This window comes from Vibrio sp. J1-1, assembly GCF_021728395.1.
Lineage (GTDB): Bacteria > Pseudomonadota > Gammaproteobacteria > Enterobacterales > Vibrionaceae > Vibrio.
This window is the reverse complement of record NZ_JAKKCM010000001.1, coordinates 127,082-145,606: the sequence shown is the minus strand read 5'-3', so window position 1 is coordinate 145,606 and position 18,525 is coordinate 127,082. Positions and strand designations below refer to the sequence as shown.

Annotated in this window: 12 protein-coding genes; 6 read left to right on the top strand and 6 right to left on the bottom strand. The window is 43.4% G+C overall.

Annotation, left to right across the window (positions count from 1 at the left end; all coding sequences use genetic code 11):
• Positions 1 to 223 precede the first annotated feature (223 nt).
• Positions 224 to 1,348 (bottom strand): N-methyl-L-tryptophan oxidase, encoded by a 1,125-nt coding sequence (gene solA / locus L3V31_RS00635; RefSeq protein WP_237313794.1) that lies wholly within the window; start codon positions 1,346 to 1,348, stop codon positions 224 to 226.
• A gap of 166 nt (positions 1,349 to 1,514) precedes the next feature.
• Between solA and L3V31_RS00630 the strand changes: the two genes are divergently transcribed.
• A complete protein-coding gene (locus tag L3V31_RS00630) occupies positions 1,515 to 2,672 on the top strand; it encodes an iron-containing alcohol dehydrogenase (protein ID WP_237313792.1) in 1,158 nt (385 codons plus the stop codon).
• 691 nt (positions 2,673 to 3,363) lie between these two features.
• Positions 3,364 to 4,716, top strand: a complete 1,353-nt coding sequence (locus L3V31_RS00625) for an alpha-amylase family protein (RefSeq protein ID WP_237313790.1) — start codon at positions 3,364 to 3,366, stop codon at positions 4,714 to 4,716.
• Positions 4,717 to 4,808: 92 nt separating this feature from the next.
• Here the strand turns inward: L3V31_RS00625 and L3V31_RS00620 are convergent, their stop codons facing one another.
• Positions 4,809 to 5,813, bottom strand: coding sequence for an AraC family transcriptional regulator (locus tag L3V31_RS00620; protein WP_237313788.1), 1,005 nt, complete (start codon positions 5,811 to 5,813; stop codon positions 4,809 to 4,811).
• A 262-nt stretch (positions 5,814 to 6,075) separates the two neighbouring features.
• Positions 6,076 to 8,529 carry a glycoside hydrolase family 3 C-terminal domain-containing protein gene (locus L3V31_RS00615; protein WP_237313786.1) on the bottom strand — a complete coding sequence of 818 codons (2,454 nt, stop codon included), beginning with the start codon at positions 8,527 to 8,529 and terminating at the stop codon, positions 6,076 to 6,078.
• A gap of 389 nt (positions 8,530 to 8,918) precedes the next feature.
• Between L3V31_RS00615 and L3V31_RS00610 the strand changes: the two genes are divergently transcribed.
• The gene (locus tag L3V31_RS00610; protein ID WP_237313784.1) at positions 8,919 to 9,212 is read left to right on the top strand and encodes a hypothetical protein; all 294 of its coding nucleotides are present in this window, start codon (positions 8,919 to 8,921) and stop codon (positions 9,210 to 9,212) included.
• Between the two features lie 83 nt (positions 9,213 to 9,295).
• Here L3V31_RS00610 and L3V31_RS00605 read toward each other — a convergent pair whose 3' ends face one another.
• The 3 genes from L3V31_RS00605 to L3V31_RS00595 form a co-directional block, all read right to left on the bottom strand.
• Entirely contained in the window at positions 9,296 to 11,251 is a 1,956-nt protein-coding gene (locus L3V31_RS00605; protein ID WP_237313782.1) for a monovalent cation:proton antiporter-2 (CPA2) family protein, read from the bottom strand.
• Complete coding sequence (locus L3V31_RS00600) at positions 11,248 to 11,865, bottom strand: NAD(P)H-dependent oxidoreductase (RefSeq protein WP_237313780.1); 618 nt, start codon at positions 11,863 to 11,865, stop codon at positions 11,248 to 11,250. Before L3V31_RS00600 ends, L3V31_RS00605 begins: the two co-directional genes overlap by 4 nt.
• A gap of 263 nt (positions 11,866 to 12,128) precedes the next feature.
• Positions 12,129 to 12,554, bottom strand: coding sequence for a universal stress protein (locus L3V31_RS00595; protein ID WP_237313778.1), 426 nt, complete (start codon positions 12,552 to 12,554; stop codon positions 12,129 to 12,131).
• Between the two features lie 770 nt (positions 12,555 to 13,324).
• Here L3V31_RS00595 and L3V31_RS00590 point away from each other — a divergent pair.
• The 3 genes from L3V31_RS00590 (at position 13,325) to vmeQ (ending at position 18,512) form a co-directional block, all read left to right on the top strand.
• Positions 13,325 to 14,128, top strand: a complete 804-nt coding sequence (locus L3V31_RS00590; protein ID WP_237313776.1) for a hypothetical protein — start codon at positions 13,325 to 13,327, stop codon at positions 14,126 to 14,128.
• Positions 14,129 to 14,218: 90 nt separating this feature from the next.
• Positions 14,219 to 15,361 carry an efflux RND transporter periplasmic adaptor subunit gene (locus tag L3V31_RS00585; RefSeq protein WP_237313774.1) on the top strand — a complete coding sequence of 381 codons (1,143 nt, stop codon included), beginning with the start codon at positions 14,219 to 14,221 and terminating at the stop codon, positions 15,359 to 15,361.
• A 10-nt stretch (positions 15,362 to 15,371) separates the two neighbouring features.
• A complete protein-coding gene (vmeQ, locus tag L3V31_RS00580) occupies positions 15,372 to 18,512 on the top strand; it encodes an efflux RND transporter permease subunit VmeQ (RefSeq protein ID WP_237313772.1) in 3,141 nt (1,046 codons plus the stop codon).
• Positions 18,513 to 18,525: the final 13 nt, after the last annotated feature.

Sequence of the window (18,525 nt, the reverse complement as noted above, 5' to 3'; positions counted from 1 at the left end):
TCTGAATAGTCGCGCTATCACCCCATCAGCTCAATCTCAGTTTGATCATGTTGTATATGAAAATATTTCAAGTTTTTGGTGGAGGACAGACAGGGGGATAAGATGTCACCCGATTGGATGTCGGTAATTTTTGATGTCGATATTAGACAGACTAAAAAGAAATATGGTTGCGCGAGATAACCATATTTCTTCATTGGCCCAACTTGTTGCTGTCGCGGCAGAATTAGTTAAACCGGTCAACTGAGAACAGAGACAGGTTAAACTTAGCCGGTTTATCAATCGCTATATCCGCGACAACTTCGCCAATCACGCTGGCAAATTTGAATCCATGCCCGGAAAAGCCAGACACTAGCACGACATTGTCATTATCTGGATGCTTATCGATAATGAAGTTTTCATCTGGCGTTCGGGTGTACATGCAGGTTTTACCAAACTTCAGCGATTCAACGTGGGGCATGTGTTTATCTAGCAGTTGTTGAAGGTCTGCTGAATCTGCTTGGTTGTCGAAAGGCGTGATGTCTGCGTTGGGATCTTGGTCTTCACCTAAATCATGGCGACCTATTTTTAATCCTGCGCCATCAATACTTGGGAATCCGTAATAGATACCCTCTGGAGTTACAAAGGAAAATGCAGGGAAAGTCCCCTCTCCATAAAGGGTTTCTGGTGCGTTGTACCAAGCAAATGTTTTACGAATCGGACTGATTGGCAAGCTTACGCCTAGCATATCCAGCAGGTCGTTTGACCATGCACCAACGGAGACAACCAGTTTCTTACCCTGAAATGTATTGCCGTTTGCTGTAACGCTGACGCCCTCATCAAGGAGTTCAATGCCAGATACCTTATGGTGTGTAAGCAGTGTTGCCCCGTGAGCAAGGGCGAGATCACGGTATGCCTGAATACAATCTTCGACTCTTAAAACACCCGAAGTGGATTCAAAACAACCGATATATTCTGGTGGTAGGTTAAGGCCTTCAAAGCGTTGGTTTGCCTCTTCAGCACTTAAAATCTCAAGCGGAAGCTGATGTTTTTTTGCACTGGCAATAAGCATCGAGATAAAAGGTGAGCGCTCATCACCAATATTAAGAACACCCGTTTTGAGGAATAAAGATTTGCCTGATAACTGTTCTAACTCACCCCAAAGTTCTTGCGCTCGTAATGCCAATGGTACGTATTCTTCACCTTCTCCGTATGCATGTCGGATAATGCGGGTTTCACCATGATGACTGGCGTGTGAGTGGGGCGGATCAAAAGCATCAAGAAGTAGTACTTTTTTCCCTTGTTTAGCTAAAAAGTAGCCTGTGGACATACCCATCGATCCTGCACCGACAACAATCACATCGTACTGCATTATTACTCCGTTAACGTTATGTAAAGCTGTTGAAACTCTATCATATTTCAATTGATTGAAAAGTTAGTATTCATATTGATATCAATGCCGACTGCCCTTGACTGTAGTGCCTGAATCGTTGACGATTTATCGATAGTCAAAAAAACATCGATTCCCAGGACGTAATATGAACAACTTTACCTACTTCAACCCTACCAAAGTGCACTTCGGTAAAGGTCAAATTTCGACTCTTACAGAAGAAGTGCCACTCGGTAGCAAAATTCTGATCACCTACGGTGGTGGCAGCATCAAAAGTAACGGCGTATACGAGCAAGTGATGGCTGCCCTCGATGGCTACACCGTGTTTGAGTTTGGTGGAATCGAACCTAATCCACATTACGAAACATTAGTGAAAGCGGTTGAAATCGCCAAGGAACAAGACATTGATGTCATTCTTGCTGTAGGTGGTGGCTCCGTTATTGATGGCAGTAAGTTCATCAGTGCTGCCGCCTGTTATGAAAGCGATTACTGGGACATCATCGCGACGGGGGGAAGCTGTGTAGAAAATGCCTTAACGTTAGGCTGTGTTCTGACGTTGCCCGCGACAGGATCTGAAATGAACAGAAACGGCGTGATTACCCGTGCAGAAACACAAGATAAGCTGTCGTTTGGCTCAGAGCATGTTCGCCCGTCTTTCTCTATCCTTGATCCTGAAACCACGTATTCTCTGCCAGCACGACAAATTGCGAATGGTGCGGTTGACAGTTTTGTTCACATTTTGGAGCAGTATTTGACGTACCCAGTGAATGCGAAAGTCTCTGATCGATTTGCAGAAAGTCTATTACTCAATGTGCTAGAAGACGGCCCACTGGCGCTTGAAACACCAAACGATTACGAAGTCCGTGCGAATCTAATGTGGACTGCGACAATAGCACTCAATGGAACACTGAAGTGTGGTGTCCCTACGGATTGGGCAACGCATGCCATTGGCCATGAGCTGACCGCACTGTATGGATTGGATCATGCGCAGACATTAGCGATCGTTCTTCCTGCAATGTGGAAATATAAAAAAGCACAAAAACGAGGCAAATTGCTGCAATATGCTCAGCGTGTATTCAACATCACGTCAGGAACAGAAGATGAGCAGATTGATGCTGCCATTCAAAAAACAGAAGAGTTCTTTGCCTTAATGGGGAATCCCACCACGCTATCTGCATACGGTTTAGGTGAGAAAGATATTCCTGCCGTTCAAGACAAGTTGATTCTACACGGTATGTTGGCAATGGGTGAGCATAAAGACGTCACGCCGGAGGATGCAGTGGAGATATTAAAACTCGCTTTATAAATTATACCTGTCGCAGTAAATAAAGGGTCATCTTAGCTTGTTAACATACTCGACAGCTTTGTTGGCAATTTATGTTGCTGACTAACAACTTAACCTGTATTTAGGTACTCTGTACTTCCTTAGGGCTTCTGAGGAAGTACGCGCCTACTACAACCGTCTCTCCTTACATTTGATTCTCTATTTAAAGCTTCTTTCTGCGGCTATCTCTAAGCATTGCTCGACAACGCGATAAGAAAAACTGCTGTTTATTGGGTTATTTGGCTTGAATTGTGCTTGTTTTCTCTATTTGAGAACGGTTTTCTTTCTCCCCGAATGTGATCCAGTGTCCAGAATCATTTTATTTAAATTTTGTTATCTAGAGGGTTGGAAATGCTTGTTTTATCAAGATTAGTGAAATGAGGGAGTATGTGAGCTTTGTATTTATATGATTGTAATTTGATTATAAAACAAAGGATTACGTATTTTAGGGGAGCGTTATTATAAGAGCTGTCACACGGTAAAGTGCAAAGTAAGCCTTTATGTGTGGGAAAGGAGTAGGGGGTACGCCTTTATTTTCATCCTTGAGTAAAACCTCAAAGGGTGAGGGGCTCCTAGCGATAGCACTTATAATTTTTACTATTGAATCCGCTTACTGTGAATCGAAAACCAAACAAGCAGCAATGAGTAAGTGGAAGCTAGTAGGAGAAAAAACATGAGTGGCTTACAGGAAATACAATCATCTGGTGCGAATGTGATTCTGCATGCTTTTGATTGGAAGTATGCTGACATTGCCCGACGTGCAAAAGAGATCCATGAGCTAGGCTATGGTTCTGTTCTGGTCTCTCCACCAATGAAAAGCGTGAACGATGAACGCTGGTGGCAGCGCTATCAACCACAAGATTATCGTGTTATCGACAATGCCCTTGGTAACACTCAAGACTTTATCCATATGGTTAATGAACTAGGACGTTTTGGTGTACTCGTGTACGCAGACGTTGTGTTCAATCATATGGCGAATGAAGCGCATAAGCGCCAAGATCTGCAATACCCAAGCAAAGAAATTTTACAGGAATACCAAAAGAACCCAGAGAAATACCAAGAGCTCAAGCTGTTTGGTGACCTATCTGAGCCGCTATTCACTGAAAAAGATTTTGTGAAAGCGTTCGGCATTAAGAACTGGAAAGACAAATGGCAAGTACAAAATGGCCGTATTACTGGAGGACCAGCGGATCCCGGTTTACCGACTTTGCGTGTATGTGATCATGTTGTTGAGCAGCAACGAGCCTATTTAAAAGCACTGAAAAAGATCGGTGTGAAAGGGTTTCGTATTGATGCGGCCAAGCATATGACCCTTGAGCATCTTAAGCTAGTCTGGACCGACGATATTACTCAAGATGTGCACATTTTTGGCGAGATCATTACAGATGGCGGGGCGACCGTAGAAGAGTATCAGCTGTTTCTTGAGCCATATTTACAAGAAACTCGCCTAGGTGCCTATGACTTCCCGTTGTTTACCACCATTTTTAAAGCGTTTTCTAAAAACGGCAGTTTTAAGTCGTTAATTGACCCGTATTGTTTCGGTGAGGCACTGTCTCCGGGGCGAGCGATTACTTTTGCCGTGACGCATGACATTCCAAATAACGACGTTTTCCTCGACTTAGTTATGGATGAAGAAGACGAATGGCTGGCGTATGCGTATATATTGGGTCGAGATGGTGGTGTTCCTCTGGTTTACACCGATTTAGACACCAGCGGCATTAAAGGTAAAAATGGCAAACCAAGATGGAAAGATGCATGGAGTGATCCTCGGATGGCCACCATGATTAAGTACCATAACGCCGTTCATGGTCAACCTATGACGGTTCTCGAAGGTAACGACGACATGCTGGTATTAGAGCGGGGTGACCAAGGTATTGTGGTCCTTAACAAATCATCTCGTCCACAGTCTTTGTCGCTTGCAACAGAAGGAAACTGGTTAGATATGATGACTGGAAACTCAATTTCGTCCCAAGATGAGATCAAGGTACCGGCCAAGTCCTCGATGCTACTTTTGGCTCAGTTGTAGTGTTCTAAGCTTGTTTAACGTCGCTTTATCAAGGCGTTAAACAAGCTACCCAAGTATTTTGGTTTGTTAGAACAATAGCATCGTACTTTAGCTTAGGCTTGCCGAGCTTGTTTTCGGTATTGGTTAGGTGACATATTGGTGTGCGTACGGAAAAACCTGGAAAATACCGATTGAGAAGAGAATCGAGTCAGTTCACTGATCTCGTTCATGCTCTTATTGGTTTCTGTGAGAAGTTTGACGGCTCTATCTAAACGGACTTTATTAAAAATATCGGTAAAACACATGTTTTCTACCGCTAACTTCTTATTCAGTGTCCAGCGACTCATTTTTAATTTTTCGCAAACATTTTCCAAAATTTTTTGATCACAAAAAACCAGTTGTTCAGCTACTAAAGAACTCACAATATCTTCAACAATAAATGAAAACTTACTTTGATTAATTTCACTATTTACTTTTTCTAAATTTATTTTTTGAAGCCTATAAAGATTTTCGTTAAAAAAGGCATTTCTTTTGTTTATTTGCTGAGATTTTACAATTAAGTAGTTTTCGTTTTGCCCAAACAAGCACTTAGTGTCGAGCTTTTCATTTGCTGTTTGATGCGAAATAAAGTTCGTATGAGTTAAGCCTACAGAGTATTTCCCATCTGAAATATACTGGCTAATAATTTCACGGATAAAGACAAAGTTTGATAATGCACTGGATATCATTTTATTTGGCCCAGTATCGATATATTTTATCTTCATCGTATCTTGATCTACTTGTACTTCACACCGATCGCAATTGCCAATGACGGCGCGGTACTGAATATAGCTACTCATGGCCGATTCTGCAGAAGACTCGTTAATACATAAACTAAATAAATCAGGGAATAATGCATACATCCCCTCTAACCCTGAATCTTTAAAGAATCGCTTTTGGTAAGGCATAAACGTTTCAAGAAGAGCATAATGAGCAGCCGAAGAGATTCTTCCATTCTTTTTATTGAGTTCATACTTGTTAATACCACAACTTTGTATAACTTTTTCTGTATCATGCCCTAATACAGATAGCTGTTGAAGCATTGTAGATGTTAATACATTAGAGACACTGCCATTCATTATTCGTCCTTTTATTTCGATTATAAATGAACAAAACCCAACTATTAACATGGTATATCTCTTTTACTACTTTTCCTTCATGATGAAATGAATTAGTGATCTACTGCTAAAAATATATTTTACTTCGTGAATAAATAGGAATCGAGATCAGATTCTTACTTCTGATGATCGATTGATGTGGATAGGTAACGTATGGAACAACATAAGATCTAAAAAAGAAAAGCCCGAAATAAAATTTCGGGCTTTGATCGGTAAACGTGAATTACTCTTTGATAGTCAGAAGATCTTCTTTTGTGACGCCTTCTTCTAATGCAAGCGCATTCGGGGTTGTTTGGCTTACAACAATCTCACTGCTCACAGTAAATTGTACTGATGGTGCTTCGGTACCAGTTACATCTGAAGACGGTGCGACATATACGGTGTAAGCGCCTGGTTCAACGATCCATTGATTGTTTTCCGCATCAAAGCTAGCGAGGGTCTGAGCTGGGATATTGAAAGTCAATGTCTCAGACTGACCTGCGTTCAACAGATCTGTCTTATTGAAGGCTTTAAGCTCGATGGTTGGTTTTTTCAGCTTCACTTCTGGTGCATTTACGTAAACCTGAGCCGCTTCTTTACCAGCCACACTACCGGTATTTGTAATTGTGGCGCTGATGGTAATAGAGCCTGATGCACCACCGTTGGTCAACGTATTGGAGACAATCGATGGGTTGCTGTACTCGAAGTTAGTGTATGACAGGCCGTGACCAAATGGGTATGCCGGAGCCTTATCAAACGAAGAGTAATAGCGGTAGCCGACGTAAATACCTTCGTGATATAGAGATTCATCTTCTAGACCGTCCCCATCGGTATCTGCTCCTGGGAACGTATCTGCTGATGGAACATCTGCGTAGTTTGCTGGCATCGTTTGCGCAAGTTTACCACTTGGGTTGACTGCACCTGACAGTATATCAGCGACTGCATTACCGGTTTCCTGTCCACCCATGTAGGCAAGAACGATAGAGTCCACTTTATCTGCCCATTCTGTGGTATCAACAACGCCATTTACGTTAAGTACGACAGTGACAGGTTTTTCTTGAGCGTGGAACGCAGCCGAGACTGCATCAATCATTTCCAGTTCTTCATCTGCTAGGAGGTAATCACCTCGAGTTGCAGTTCGATCACCGCCTTCACCAGCCTGGCGGCCAATGGTGATAACAGCCGCATCATCACTCTCTGCTGCGGCAGCAATCAAATCTTGTAGTGTCGGTGTTGCCGAAACCGAAGGTTCTTCAATGACAAAACCAGTCGCGAATAAAGCGGGGTTAGGTACCTTATTGGTATCCCAATAATTGCTAAAGAACGATACTAAACCATCATTGACGTCAAATTGTTCAGCTAATCCGCTAGCGATGTTCTGAATATAAGCGGCATTAACATCACCACTACCAGTACCGCCTTTAAAGGTATTTATTTGTGTAGTACCAAATGGCGCCACTTTACTTCCTGATGCAAGAGGAAGTGCGCCATTATTGTTTTTAAGCAGAATCATACCCTCTGCAGCAGCTTGTCTTGCCAATTCAGCGTGAGAGTCGAGATCCGGTGCATCGGAGTAGTTGTAGTTATTGTAAGAAGGGGTTTTCTGTATTTGCGCGAGAATTGCCACAACGCTGTTATCGATCTCTTCTAGTGTCAGCGTACCGTTATTATAAGAGTTAAGAAGATCCGTTTTTACACCACCTGGTTCAATCAAATCGTTGCCAGCTTTCACTTGCTTGGCTGCAGATTCAATGTCGCGACCACCCTCAACTTTGCCAGTGAAATCACTTCTTAGTCCAGATACATTGCCGGCAAACCAGTCTGACATCGCCAAGCCTTTAAAGCCCCATTCTCCTCTGAGGATATCAGTCATTAGATCTTTACGTTGGTTAGCGTATGTACCATTGACAAGATTGTATGAGCTCATGATTGCCCATGGTTGCGCTTCTTCCACGGCAATCTGGAAACCTCTCAGATAAATTTCACGTAGGGTTCGCGGATCGGCGACCGTGTTATTGAAAAATCGGTTGGTTTCCGCATTGTTCGCGACATAGTGTTTGATTGTTGCACCAATCTGATTGGATTGAAGCCCGTTCACCATCGCCGCTGCGATTTTGCCTGATAAGATTGGGTCTTCAGAATAGTACTCAAAGTTACGACCAAGAAGTGGGTTACGCTGAATATTCATGCCTGGTGCTAACAAAAAGTCGACGCCATATTCTTTGACTTCGTTACCTTCAGCTTGACCTACTTTTTGAACCAGTTCGGTATCCCATGTCGAAGCCAGCAAAGAGCCAATTGGCCACGCGGTTGCGTAATACGTGTTGCTGTCACCATCACGTAATGGTTGAATCCTTAAACCAGCAGGGCCGTCAGCAAGTTTCACTGCCGGAATATCCAATTTCTTGTTTTTAACACCGTTGATGTAGCCTGCTACACCTGTCACATCTTTTTCAGGATCGAGATTGATCGCGTCCTGGCCTTGATAGGTGGTTAAATCCATACCCGGTCCGGATAAAATATCCAACTTTTCACTGAGGCTAAGCTTCTTAAGCATGGATTCTGCTTTTTTTGTGTACTTAATGCCACTGTCCTGAATTTGTAGATTGTCTTTAGTGTTAGCAGCAGTCGCAGTACCTGCTAGCCCCAGTGCGACAGCAACGGTGATTAGCTTTGGTAGAGTTTTAAAGTCAGACATAGGGTTTCCTTATTGTTATTTGAGGTTCATTAGGTAAGAAACCTAAGAACGCCGTTGTAAGATGGTTCTGATAGATGACTTTAAAGATTTCAGCGCGTCGACACTTTGCATTTCGGAGAAATATTGTGCATTTTGGGGAAGCATTGAGAAATGTGATATTTATACCAGTTCAGCGAGTAGCTTTTTCATACTTACCGGTTTAATCACAGGCGCAGCCAGACTTTCGCTTTCATTGCCCGCGGATTCGGAGAGTTTCATGCCGGTTTTTTTGTTTGGGAGAAAACTTGATTGATCTGATGAGACAGATCAATCTTAACCATTATTTCACCTATCGGTCACATTAGCTCATCTACAATTATTGTTGAATCGGCAGGCACAAGGAGACGGCTATGATTGCAGTTCATCGAGACTATTGTTTATCCAGACGCCCGGATTTACACGCGCATATAGAAGTAAACCCTGTCGGTAAATTAAAAGTCGAAATCGTCGAACTTCAACAGTGTCATTCGACCGCGTTTGACGATTTGTCTTTTGAGAGCCGTGGCAGCGAGACGTGTATTTGTGGTAAAGAAAATGCAGCGCCTTGGCAGTTAAAGCTTGCGGTTTCCGACGCTAGAGAGCTTTCTCATTTAGTCGAGGAAGCGAGTGAAGAATATGAGATATTAATGAATGATCTTATGTGATTTCGACTTCTAGTAGCGTGTAGTGGTGTTCTAAATATTAAAAACCTCCCTAAATCAGGGAGGTTTTTTTGTTTAACAACTTACTAGGTTTCTTCCTTGGGAAGGTGCAGTTCGTGAACGTTTTCCCCCTCAAAGGTCTCAGCATATTCTTTTGGTGGCGGTGTCCAACCACGCTCAGAACGAGAAAGATTATCGTGGCGGTCTTTACCCATTTCCTCCGCCATTTTTTCCTCTAACTGAATAAATAGAAGGCGATAGTTGTTATCAAAGCGTTTCCCTTCCGAGTCGTCTTCCCACGCTTTGTACAACATTTCTGACTTACGCTCTTCAACGCGTTTGTAGGTTGCTTTCTGCTGTTCGACATAGAAAGGGTGAATTCCAAGAACGTTCATTGTATGACCACCCATTTCAAGCGCAGAGTGATAAGTTTCTGACTCAATGATATCTGCTCCCGCCTGCCTCAAAAGGTAACCATGGCCGCGGTCGAAAGCACGAGCGAGAATTTTTACTTTGGGGTAGGTGTGTTTTACGTATTTGACTAACTCAACACTGGCTTCTCGGTTGTCGATAGCGACGACAAATGCTGCTGCTTCTTCGATACCAGCGGTATGCAGCATGTCCGGTCGAGTTGCATCACCAAAATAAGCACGAGTACCGATTTGGCGTAAGTTATCAACTTGATCGGCTTGGTGGTCCAGCACCACGGTATTGACTCCATTGGACACCAATAAGCGATTAACTATCTGCCCAAAGCGCCCGATTCCTGCAATGATTACCGTTCCTTTTTCTTCAATGGTGTCACTTTCTCGTTGATTGGACTGACTCTCGAATCGAGGCAGAATGACCTTATCAAACAAAATAAACAGTCCTGGCGTCAGGAACATAGATATCGCGACAACAAGAGACAGGGTTTGTGATAACTCATAAGGGATCACGTGGTTTTGTACTGAGAAGCTGAGTAGTACAAAACCGAACTCACCGGCTTGAGCCAAGCTCAGCGTGAATAACCAGCGGTTGCTGCCTTTAACACGGAAGATGATCCCGAGGCTAAACAGCACTAAGGCTTTTAACACCATGACGCTGAGAGTCAGCGCCAAGATTAACCAGAACTCACCAAACAAAACGGAAAAGTTAATTCCCGCGCCAACGGTGATAAAAAACAAGCCCAGTAATAGCCCTTTAAATGGTTCGATGTTGGATTCAAGCTCATGGCGGAACTCGCTGTTGGCTAACACTACTCCGGCCAAGAAGGTTCCCAGCGCAGGTGATAGGCCAACCAAGCTCATCAGTGCAGCTATACCGATCACTAACATCAGGGCGGTGGCGGTAAAGATTTCGCGCAGCCCTGAGCTGGCAACGTAACTGAGTAGAGGACGGCTCAAATAGTGTCCGCCAACAACGACGATAGCAATCGAAGCGGTTATCACTAGCCCGTACGCCCAGCCTGGTAAATCGGCGACGAGATTTAAATCGTCGTGGTGCTGAGCTGCTGTTTGAGCGGTTTGTTGAGCGAGCTCCACGAGTTCAGGTAATGCAAGAAGCGGAATGAAAGCCAGCATTGGGATAACGGCAATATCTTGAAAAAGAAGTACGGAAAACGCGTTTTTCCCACCATCACTTTTCGTTAAACCTTTTTCGCTGAAAGTTTGCAATACGATCGCCGTGGAAGAAAGGGCAAAAATCAAACCGATCGCTAGCGAAATGGTCCATGGCTGGTCAAAGTACAAAGCAATCGCCATGATAGCGCCTGTCGTACCAATCACCTGCAGACCACCTAAACCCATTAAGCGATTACGCATTGCCCAAAGCATTTTAGGTTCGAGTTCCAGGCCGACCAGGAACAACATCATCACGACGCCAAATTCAGCGAAGTGCTGGATGGTCGTTGTTTCTTCTCCAACCAAACCAATAATAGGGCCGATGACAACGCCCGCGATTAAATACCCTAAGACGGAACCAAGACCAAACCGCTTGGCGAGCGGTACAGCGATGACTGCGGCAAAAAGGTAGACAAAAGCCTGTAAAAATATTCCTGTCATGAGGCTTCCTTAATCAGTTCAGGCAGAGCACTGTTGAGTTTAATCAGCGAAGCGGCAGCATCAATATCAAGCCTATCTTCAACCAATGCGGTTAATAGCTTTCTATAGCGTTCAACATGCCGAGGTATCCGGCCTTCTTCTGCTGCGGTGCGTGCTCCAAACATCGCAAGAGGGGCGACGTAGTTCATGCCTGTCAGAGCGGACATTTGTTCAATAGGAGCCAGCAGCTCACGAATCGTGAAATGGTTATAGCCTTCCGCTTTATAGGCTTCTTCTTTGCCGCCGGCAGAAAGCACGCAAAGCATGGTTTTGCCTTGCAACTCAGAGCCATCGGTGCCGTAAGCAAACCCATATTCTAAAACCAGATCTTGCCACTCTTTTAGAATCGATGGGGTAGAGTACCAATACAAAGGAAACTGAAAAATCACTATGTCATGGTCGCGGAGACGCTGTTGTTCACGATCGATATTGATATTAAATCGTGGATATTCACCATAAAGATCAACACATGTTACGCCATGTATTTTTTGAGCTTCTTTAAATAGCGTTATATTCACTTCAGATCGATGTTGTGAAGGGTGAGCAAAGAGAATTAATACTTTTTTATTTGTCATGGGGATCCTTGCCAGCAGCTTAACCTAACTGGCTACGCAAAACAGTTAGGCGTGGGTCATTTAAAAATGTAACCCATATAGAATAGCGTTACTAGACAGCGATATAGTGTTGTTAGGCAAAACGGATGAGAGTATCGATCAAGGCGCACTTACAGCACTCTCTCTAGGGGGGAGGCTTGATATAAGACTAAAAAGCCAGTAGTTCAAATCTACTGGCTTTTGTTTTATGCATCGCACTTATTCGCGCTCGAGATTAGAGAATCCTAGTCGTGAATTGGCACAACCAGAATGTCGACCGGAGACTTATTAATTAAGTGTCTTGAGTAGGAGATAAGCTTGCTCCATAGATCCTGATGGTGGCCACAAATCAGAAGGTCGACTTCTTGCTCTTTAATAACTATCTCTAGTTTGTCGGCCAAGTCACCTGTACCCACAAAGAAATGCTTAAGTGGATAGTCCATGTATTCACTAAACGTTTTTAAACACTCCATAGAGTGCTCGGTCAACGGTCTTTGATCTGGGTTTTCTTTGATATCGACGAGCTCTCGATAGATTTCACCATGAGTACCATCTACATGGATAAAAGAGATATCGGAGTCGAGGTAGTTTGCCATTTCTACTGCTCTATCAATCAGCACTGTGCTCTCATCAGCAAGTTCCAGTGCGACAAGGATATGTTTGTATTTCATAACCACGCCCTTAAGTGGATTATATTCACTCTAAGCATAGTATGGCTTGACAAAAAATTGTGTCGACAAGATCGCGAAACTAGCTAAAGGTGCAAATAAACCTCAATAAAAGTAATAAGTTGGAGTGGTTCTGTTGTGCGAATTACGCACTGATTTTAGGGGCTACTGATCTATAAACTCGCCCACAAGAACAGCGCTCAGTCTGTGTTTATTAACAAAGACTGTAGATCGATGGTTGTAAATACAGTGATGTGTATAAATATTGAGACAAAAGCTGATGTTTGGTGTGGTGTGTATTCTTAACTAATAAATAACAATTGAGAAACTGATAGATGCGGATATGGTTATTTTACAAAAGCTGTGTAAGACTTGCCCTACATAGGTGGGAGTGTGTCTGTAAGCTAATTCATGCGTTTTGAAAAATGCCAACGGTAATATAGGCATGATTATCAGTAAACTAAACGGGAAATATCTCTAAATTATCCAAATCTATACTGAACACCTGACTGGCTAAAGAACACTTTAGTTTGGCCGTTGGCGCCCTAATTAATTGTTAACATTTGCGCTATAAAGGCTCATACCAAATTTCTATTTATACAAGATATAAGTTACTGTGATTGAACTGATATAACCATCAACTTATTTTAATTTATACGTCTGCTGTGTCGTTATTCTAATTTTCTTAAGCTATTTTATACAGCTTGGTTTTTCTACTTTTAATGGCCTAAAGATGTGAACGATATAATATTAATTAAAATGGTTACTGTCTTATGAATCTAGTTAAACCTACCGTTGTTATCATGGCAACTGTCCTTCAGTTTATGTCTTCCGCTTATGCGCAGACAAATCAAAATAGTGATGAAGAGCTTCAAGATATGTCAGATCCGCTTGCGGTCTATACACAGGCTGGTTTTGGTATTACCGATAAAGGTATCAACATCAAAATTGGTCAAACGTATCAGTCCAGCCAGCCTGGTACGATGGCGATGAACATCATCGAAATGAAAGGCGTTGCGGGTGAGTTTTTTGGTATTCGTGACAATGACGACCCACTATATGGCAACGTTGATGACAGCATTGATTCATTTCGTTTTCGTAACTTCCAGGTAGAAGTCGCAAAAGGGTTAGGCCGCCAGCTAGATGTCAATTATGACGTCGATAATGATAAGTTAGATGCGTCTTATAGCTTTATTAAAGCGTTGCCAAAACTAGGGGTGTTCCAGGTATTCCCATTGGCAGGTGTCGGTGTGACTATTGCTAATAATTACGATAATAGTAAAGATGATAATGGCTATGAAATTCCAGGTACTTTCACTGTTGTTGGTATGTACTCAAAAATTGAATTAACCGATAAAATTTGGCTTAACTATAATCCAATGTATATGCATACATTATCAGGTTCTAGCCAATATAAAGAGACTAATTATGCTGGTGAAGATAATATATTAACGCATGAATTTGCGTTATCTTACCAGATTAACCCTCGCACTAATATTCGCTACTTCGCCAACTGGAATGAGCACACTAATTTCAGTGATGGTGATCATCGCGTTGAATTTAACTACCAATTCTGATTTATCTGTTTTTATCCAGACAAGAAAGTGTGTTTTACTTAGTTATTAATTGGCTATGCAGGGGCACTTTCTTAATAAAGTAGGCTTATTATGAAAGTTAAATATACAAGTGCTTTAGTTTCTATTGCGATATCTTCTGTGCTTATCTCAGGATGTAATTCTGATGATTCTAGTTCAAAACCTTCTCAGCTCCCTTCAGTTAATACCGTTACCTTAACAAAAACAAAAATACATCCTTATCACACTTTTATAGGTAGAACTGTTGCGGAGAATGATGTCGATATTATGCCTCGAGTCGGAGGTGAACTGACTGCTATTCATTTCAAAGACGGGGATATGGTCGAAAAGGGACAGTTGTTATTTGAAATTGATGATCGACCTTACAAGGCCGCATTAGCGTACGCGAAAGCGTCATTAGACAAAACCAGAGCTCAACTAGCACAAGCCCAGAGGAATGCGGAGCGTGTTAAGAAGCTAATCAAAGATAAAAGTATTAGTGAGCAGCAATATGACGATGCAATTGCTGAGTATTCAAGCGCTATCGCATCTGTAGAAGAAGCTAAAGCGACACTGACATCGACAAAGCTCGATTTAGAGTACACCTCCGTTAAAGCTCCATTTTCTGGACGTGTAGGTTTTAGCAATTATCGTGTCGGTGATCGTATTTCTAAAATCCAATTGGTGCCGCTGGTTTCTATTACCCAAATTGATCCCATACGATTTGATTTTGATGTCGATGAAAAACTTTATCGTCGAATCAGAAATGCGATTGATGTTGCACACCGTAACGATGACAAACTTGATATAGGTGTAACCTTGGCTCTTTCAGATGGAACGATTTATCCCGAGGAAGGTAAAATCTACGCAGTTGGCAACAAAATTGATCTTGAGACAGGCTCGATACAAGCTGAGGCGCAGTTCACTAATCCAAATTACTCTTTAATGCCAGGTGAATACGGCAATTTAACTATCAAGCTTCTTAATCAAACCATTGACGGTTTATTGATTCCTTCTTCTGCTGTTCAGCAAGATCAGGCGGGCGACTATGTCATGATTGTGGATGATGAGAATGTGGTATCGCGTCGTAATATTGAGTTAGGTCAGAGTTATGGAGTCAACCGTGCTGTGCTTTCTGGCCTGTCAGCCAACGAAAAAGTCATCGTCAATGGTCTGCAAAAAGTTCGTCCGGGCGTTACTGTACAAGACGTTGAACAAACCCCTGAACAAGGCTAGGTGAGCACTAATGTTAAGTAAATTCTTTATTCACCGGCCAAAATTTGCATTGGTGATCTCATTAGCAATGACATTGATGGGTCTGATTGCCTTAAAAGTATTGCCAATTTCAGAGTATCCTCAAATATCCCCGACCGTTATCACTGTGAGCACCATGTATCCGGGTGCAAACGCCGATGTGGTAAAAAAAACCGTAGCACAACCAATTGAAGCTAAAGTTAACGGCGTTGAAGACATGATTTACATGTCTTCAGTGATTGGTAACGATGGTTCCTATACGCTTCGTGTCTATTTTAGAGTTGGTGCTGATGGCGACATGGCCCAAGTGCGCGTAAACAACTTGGTGGCGCAGGCAACCTCGTCTTTACCGCAAGAAGTGAACCAAATTGGTGTGACGGTTAAGAAGAAATCTTCCGACATGCTGGGTGTTATCACACTGCGTTCTCCGAAACAGTCTTACGACAGTATCTACCTTTCTAACTACGCGGATCTCAACATTGTTGAACGTCTAAAGCGTATCGAAGGTATGAGTGACATTACGCTGCTGGGTAAGAAAGACTACTCAATGCGTATTTGGTTGAATCCAAATAAACTGGCGACCTTGAAGCTTTCTGCCGGTGATGTTATTGGCGCAATTAAAACGCAAAACATCCAAGTGGCGGCGGGTAAGATCGGTGGTATGCCAGCTCCGGGTGACCAGCAATATCAATACGTTCTGCAAACCAAAGGTCGACTCACTTCTGCTGAAGAGTTCGAGAACATCATCATTCGTGCGAGCAAGAAAGGTTCTTTGATTCGCTTGAAAGATGTGGCTCGTGTTGAGGTTGGCGCACAAGGTTACGAAGCTGATGGTCGTATGAATAACGAACCAGCAGCAGTACTGGCCTTGTACCAGTTGCCGACAGCGAACGCGCTTGACGTGATGGAACGCGTTAAAGACGCCATGAAAGAATACGAGAAATCATTCCCAGATGATTTAGTCTATGATGTCGCGTATGACTCTACCGAATACGTAGAAACATCGATTGATGAAGTGTACGAGACGCTGGTGATTGCTGTGCTTCTTGTAACCTTCGTTGTGTACGTTTTCTTGCAGAACTGGCGTGCGACCATTATTCCAACCTTGGCGATTCCGGTTTCCATCATTGCGACGTTCGCAATCATGGGCGTAATGGGCATGACCATCAACACCATCTCGTTGTTTGGTTTGATACTCGCCATCGGTATCGTGGTGGACGATGCGATCATCGTGGTTGAGAACGTGGAGCGGGTTATCCATGAAGAGCATTTAGAGCCGATTCCTGCCACGATTCAAGCGATGAAAGAAGTGACGGGCCCAGTATTAGCAACGACTTTGATTCTGCTGGCGGTATTCGTACCTGTTGCCTTATTGCCGGGAATTTCTGGTCGAATGTTCAACCAGTTTGCGGTGACCATCTGTGTATCGGTTTTGATCTCTGCGATTAATGCGTTGACGTTAACCCCAGCGCTTTGTGCGTTGATGTTGAAATCAACCCACTCGCAACCCATTGCGCCTTTGCGTGCGTTCAACCGAGGTTTTGAAGCAGTAACGCGTAAATACCAAGGTTTAGTGGGCTTCTTGAGTCGTCGCATTGTACTGAGTATCGGTGTGTATGGCGCGCTTATTGCGGTGCTTGCGTTTGCGTTCATGACCGTACCTTCTTCTTTCGTACCGAACGAAGATAAAGGCGTATTCATGGTGGAAATGCGCTTGCCTGATGCGGCGGCGTTACAACGTACTGCTCCTTTGATGAAGAAGTACGTTGACGAGTTAAAACAGATGGAAGGTGTGGAGAACGTGGTTTCTGTAGCAGGCTTCTCGGTTATCAACATGGCGTCGATTCCAAACTCAGGTATGTTGATCATCAAACTGGACAACTGGAGCAAACGTCAAGATCCTGCTTTGCATCAACGTGCGTTGATGAACAAAGTCAACCAAATGCTTAACTCGACGCCAGATGCAGCTTCGTTCGTTTTCGCAACACCGGCTATTAAAGGCATGGGTTCTGTAGATGGCTTTAACCTTGTTCTACAGGATAACTTAGGTCGTTCGCCACAAGTGCTTGCTAAAACCACCGCAGACTTCGTCGCACAAATCAACCAGCTGCCTGAAGTGGCGCGTGCATTCTCGATTTTCCGTGCGAACATTCCGCAACGTTATATCGATATTGACCGCGATAAAGCGATTTCAATGGGCGTGCCGTTGAATGAAATCTTTAGCACACTGCAAGCGCAATTAGGTGGAGCATACATCTCTGACTTCAATTTGTTTGGTCGTTCGTACCAAGTGAAAGTGCAGGCAGAAGAGCAGTACCGTGACAACATTGACGACATCAGCCATCTCTACGTTCGCTCAAAAACTGGCAAAATGGTGTCGCTGGCAACCTTAGTGAAAGTAGAACCGATCTTCGGCCCTGATACTTTGTCGAACTACAACATGTTCAGTTCTGCAACCGTGAACGGAGCGCCAGCGCCAGGTTACAGTTCGGGTGACGTTGTTAAAGCAATTGAAAAGCTTGCAGCGCAATCGTTACCAAGTGGTTACTCGTACGAATGGTCAGGCATGACTTACCAAGAGATGAAAGCGGGTAACATGGCGCCAATCGCGTTTGCATTGTCTTTGCTGTTTACGTACTTGTTCTTGGTGGCTCAGTACGAAAGTTGGACTATTCCTGCCGCAGTAATGATGGCGGTGCCTGTTGCGATTCTTGGTGCGATGGGCTCTTTACTATTGATGGGGCAGTCGTTCGATTTGTATGTGCAAATAGGCATTGTCATCTTGATTGGTATGTCCGCAAAAGTAGCTATTCTGATTGTGGAATTTGCCAAGGTTTTGCGAGAAGAAAAAGGTTTATCCATCATTGATGCGGCGAAAGAGGCGGCCCGAATCCGTTTCCGAGCGGTACAGATGACCGCGTTCGCCTTCATCTGGGGTGTATTCCCACTGGTGATTGCATCGGGTGCAGGTGCTGCATCTCGCCACTCGCTTGGCTTTGCGGTATTCGGCGGCATGATTCTCTCTACGTTCGTAGGAACGCTACTGACGCCAGTATTCTTCGTGATGATGCAATCTCTGCGCGAAAAGTTTAAGCGAAAGAAACCCACTGAACTTGAGGTGAGCGAGCAATAACGCTGAGTTCAAC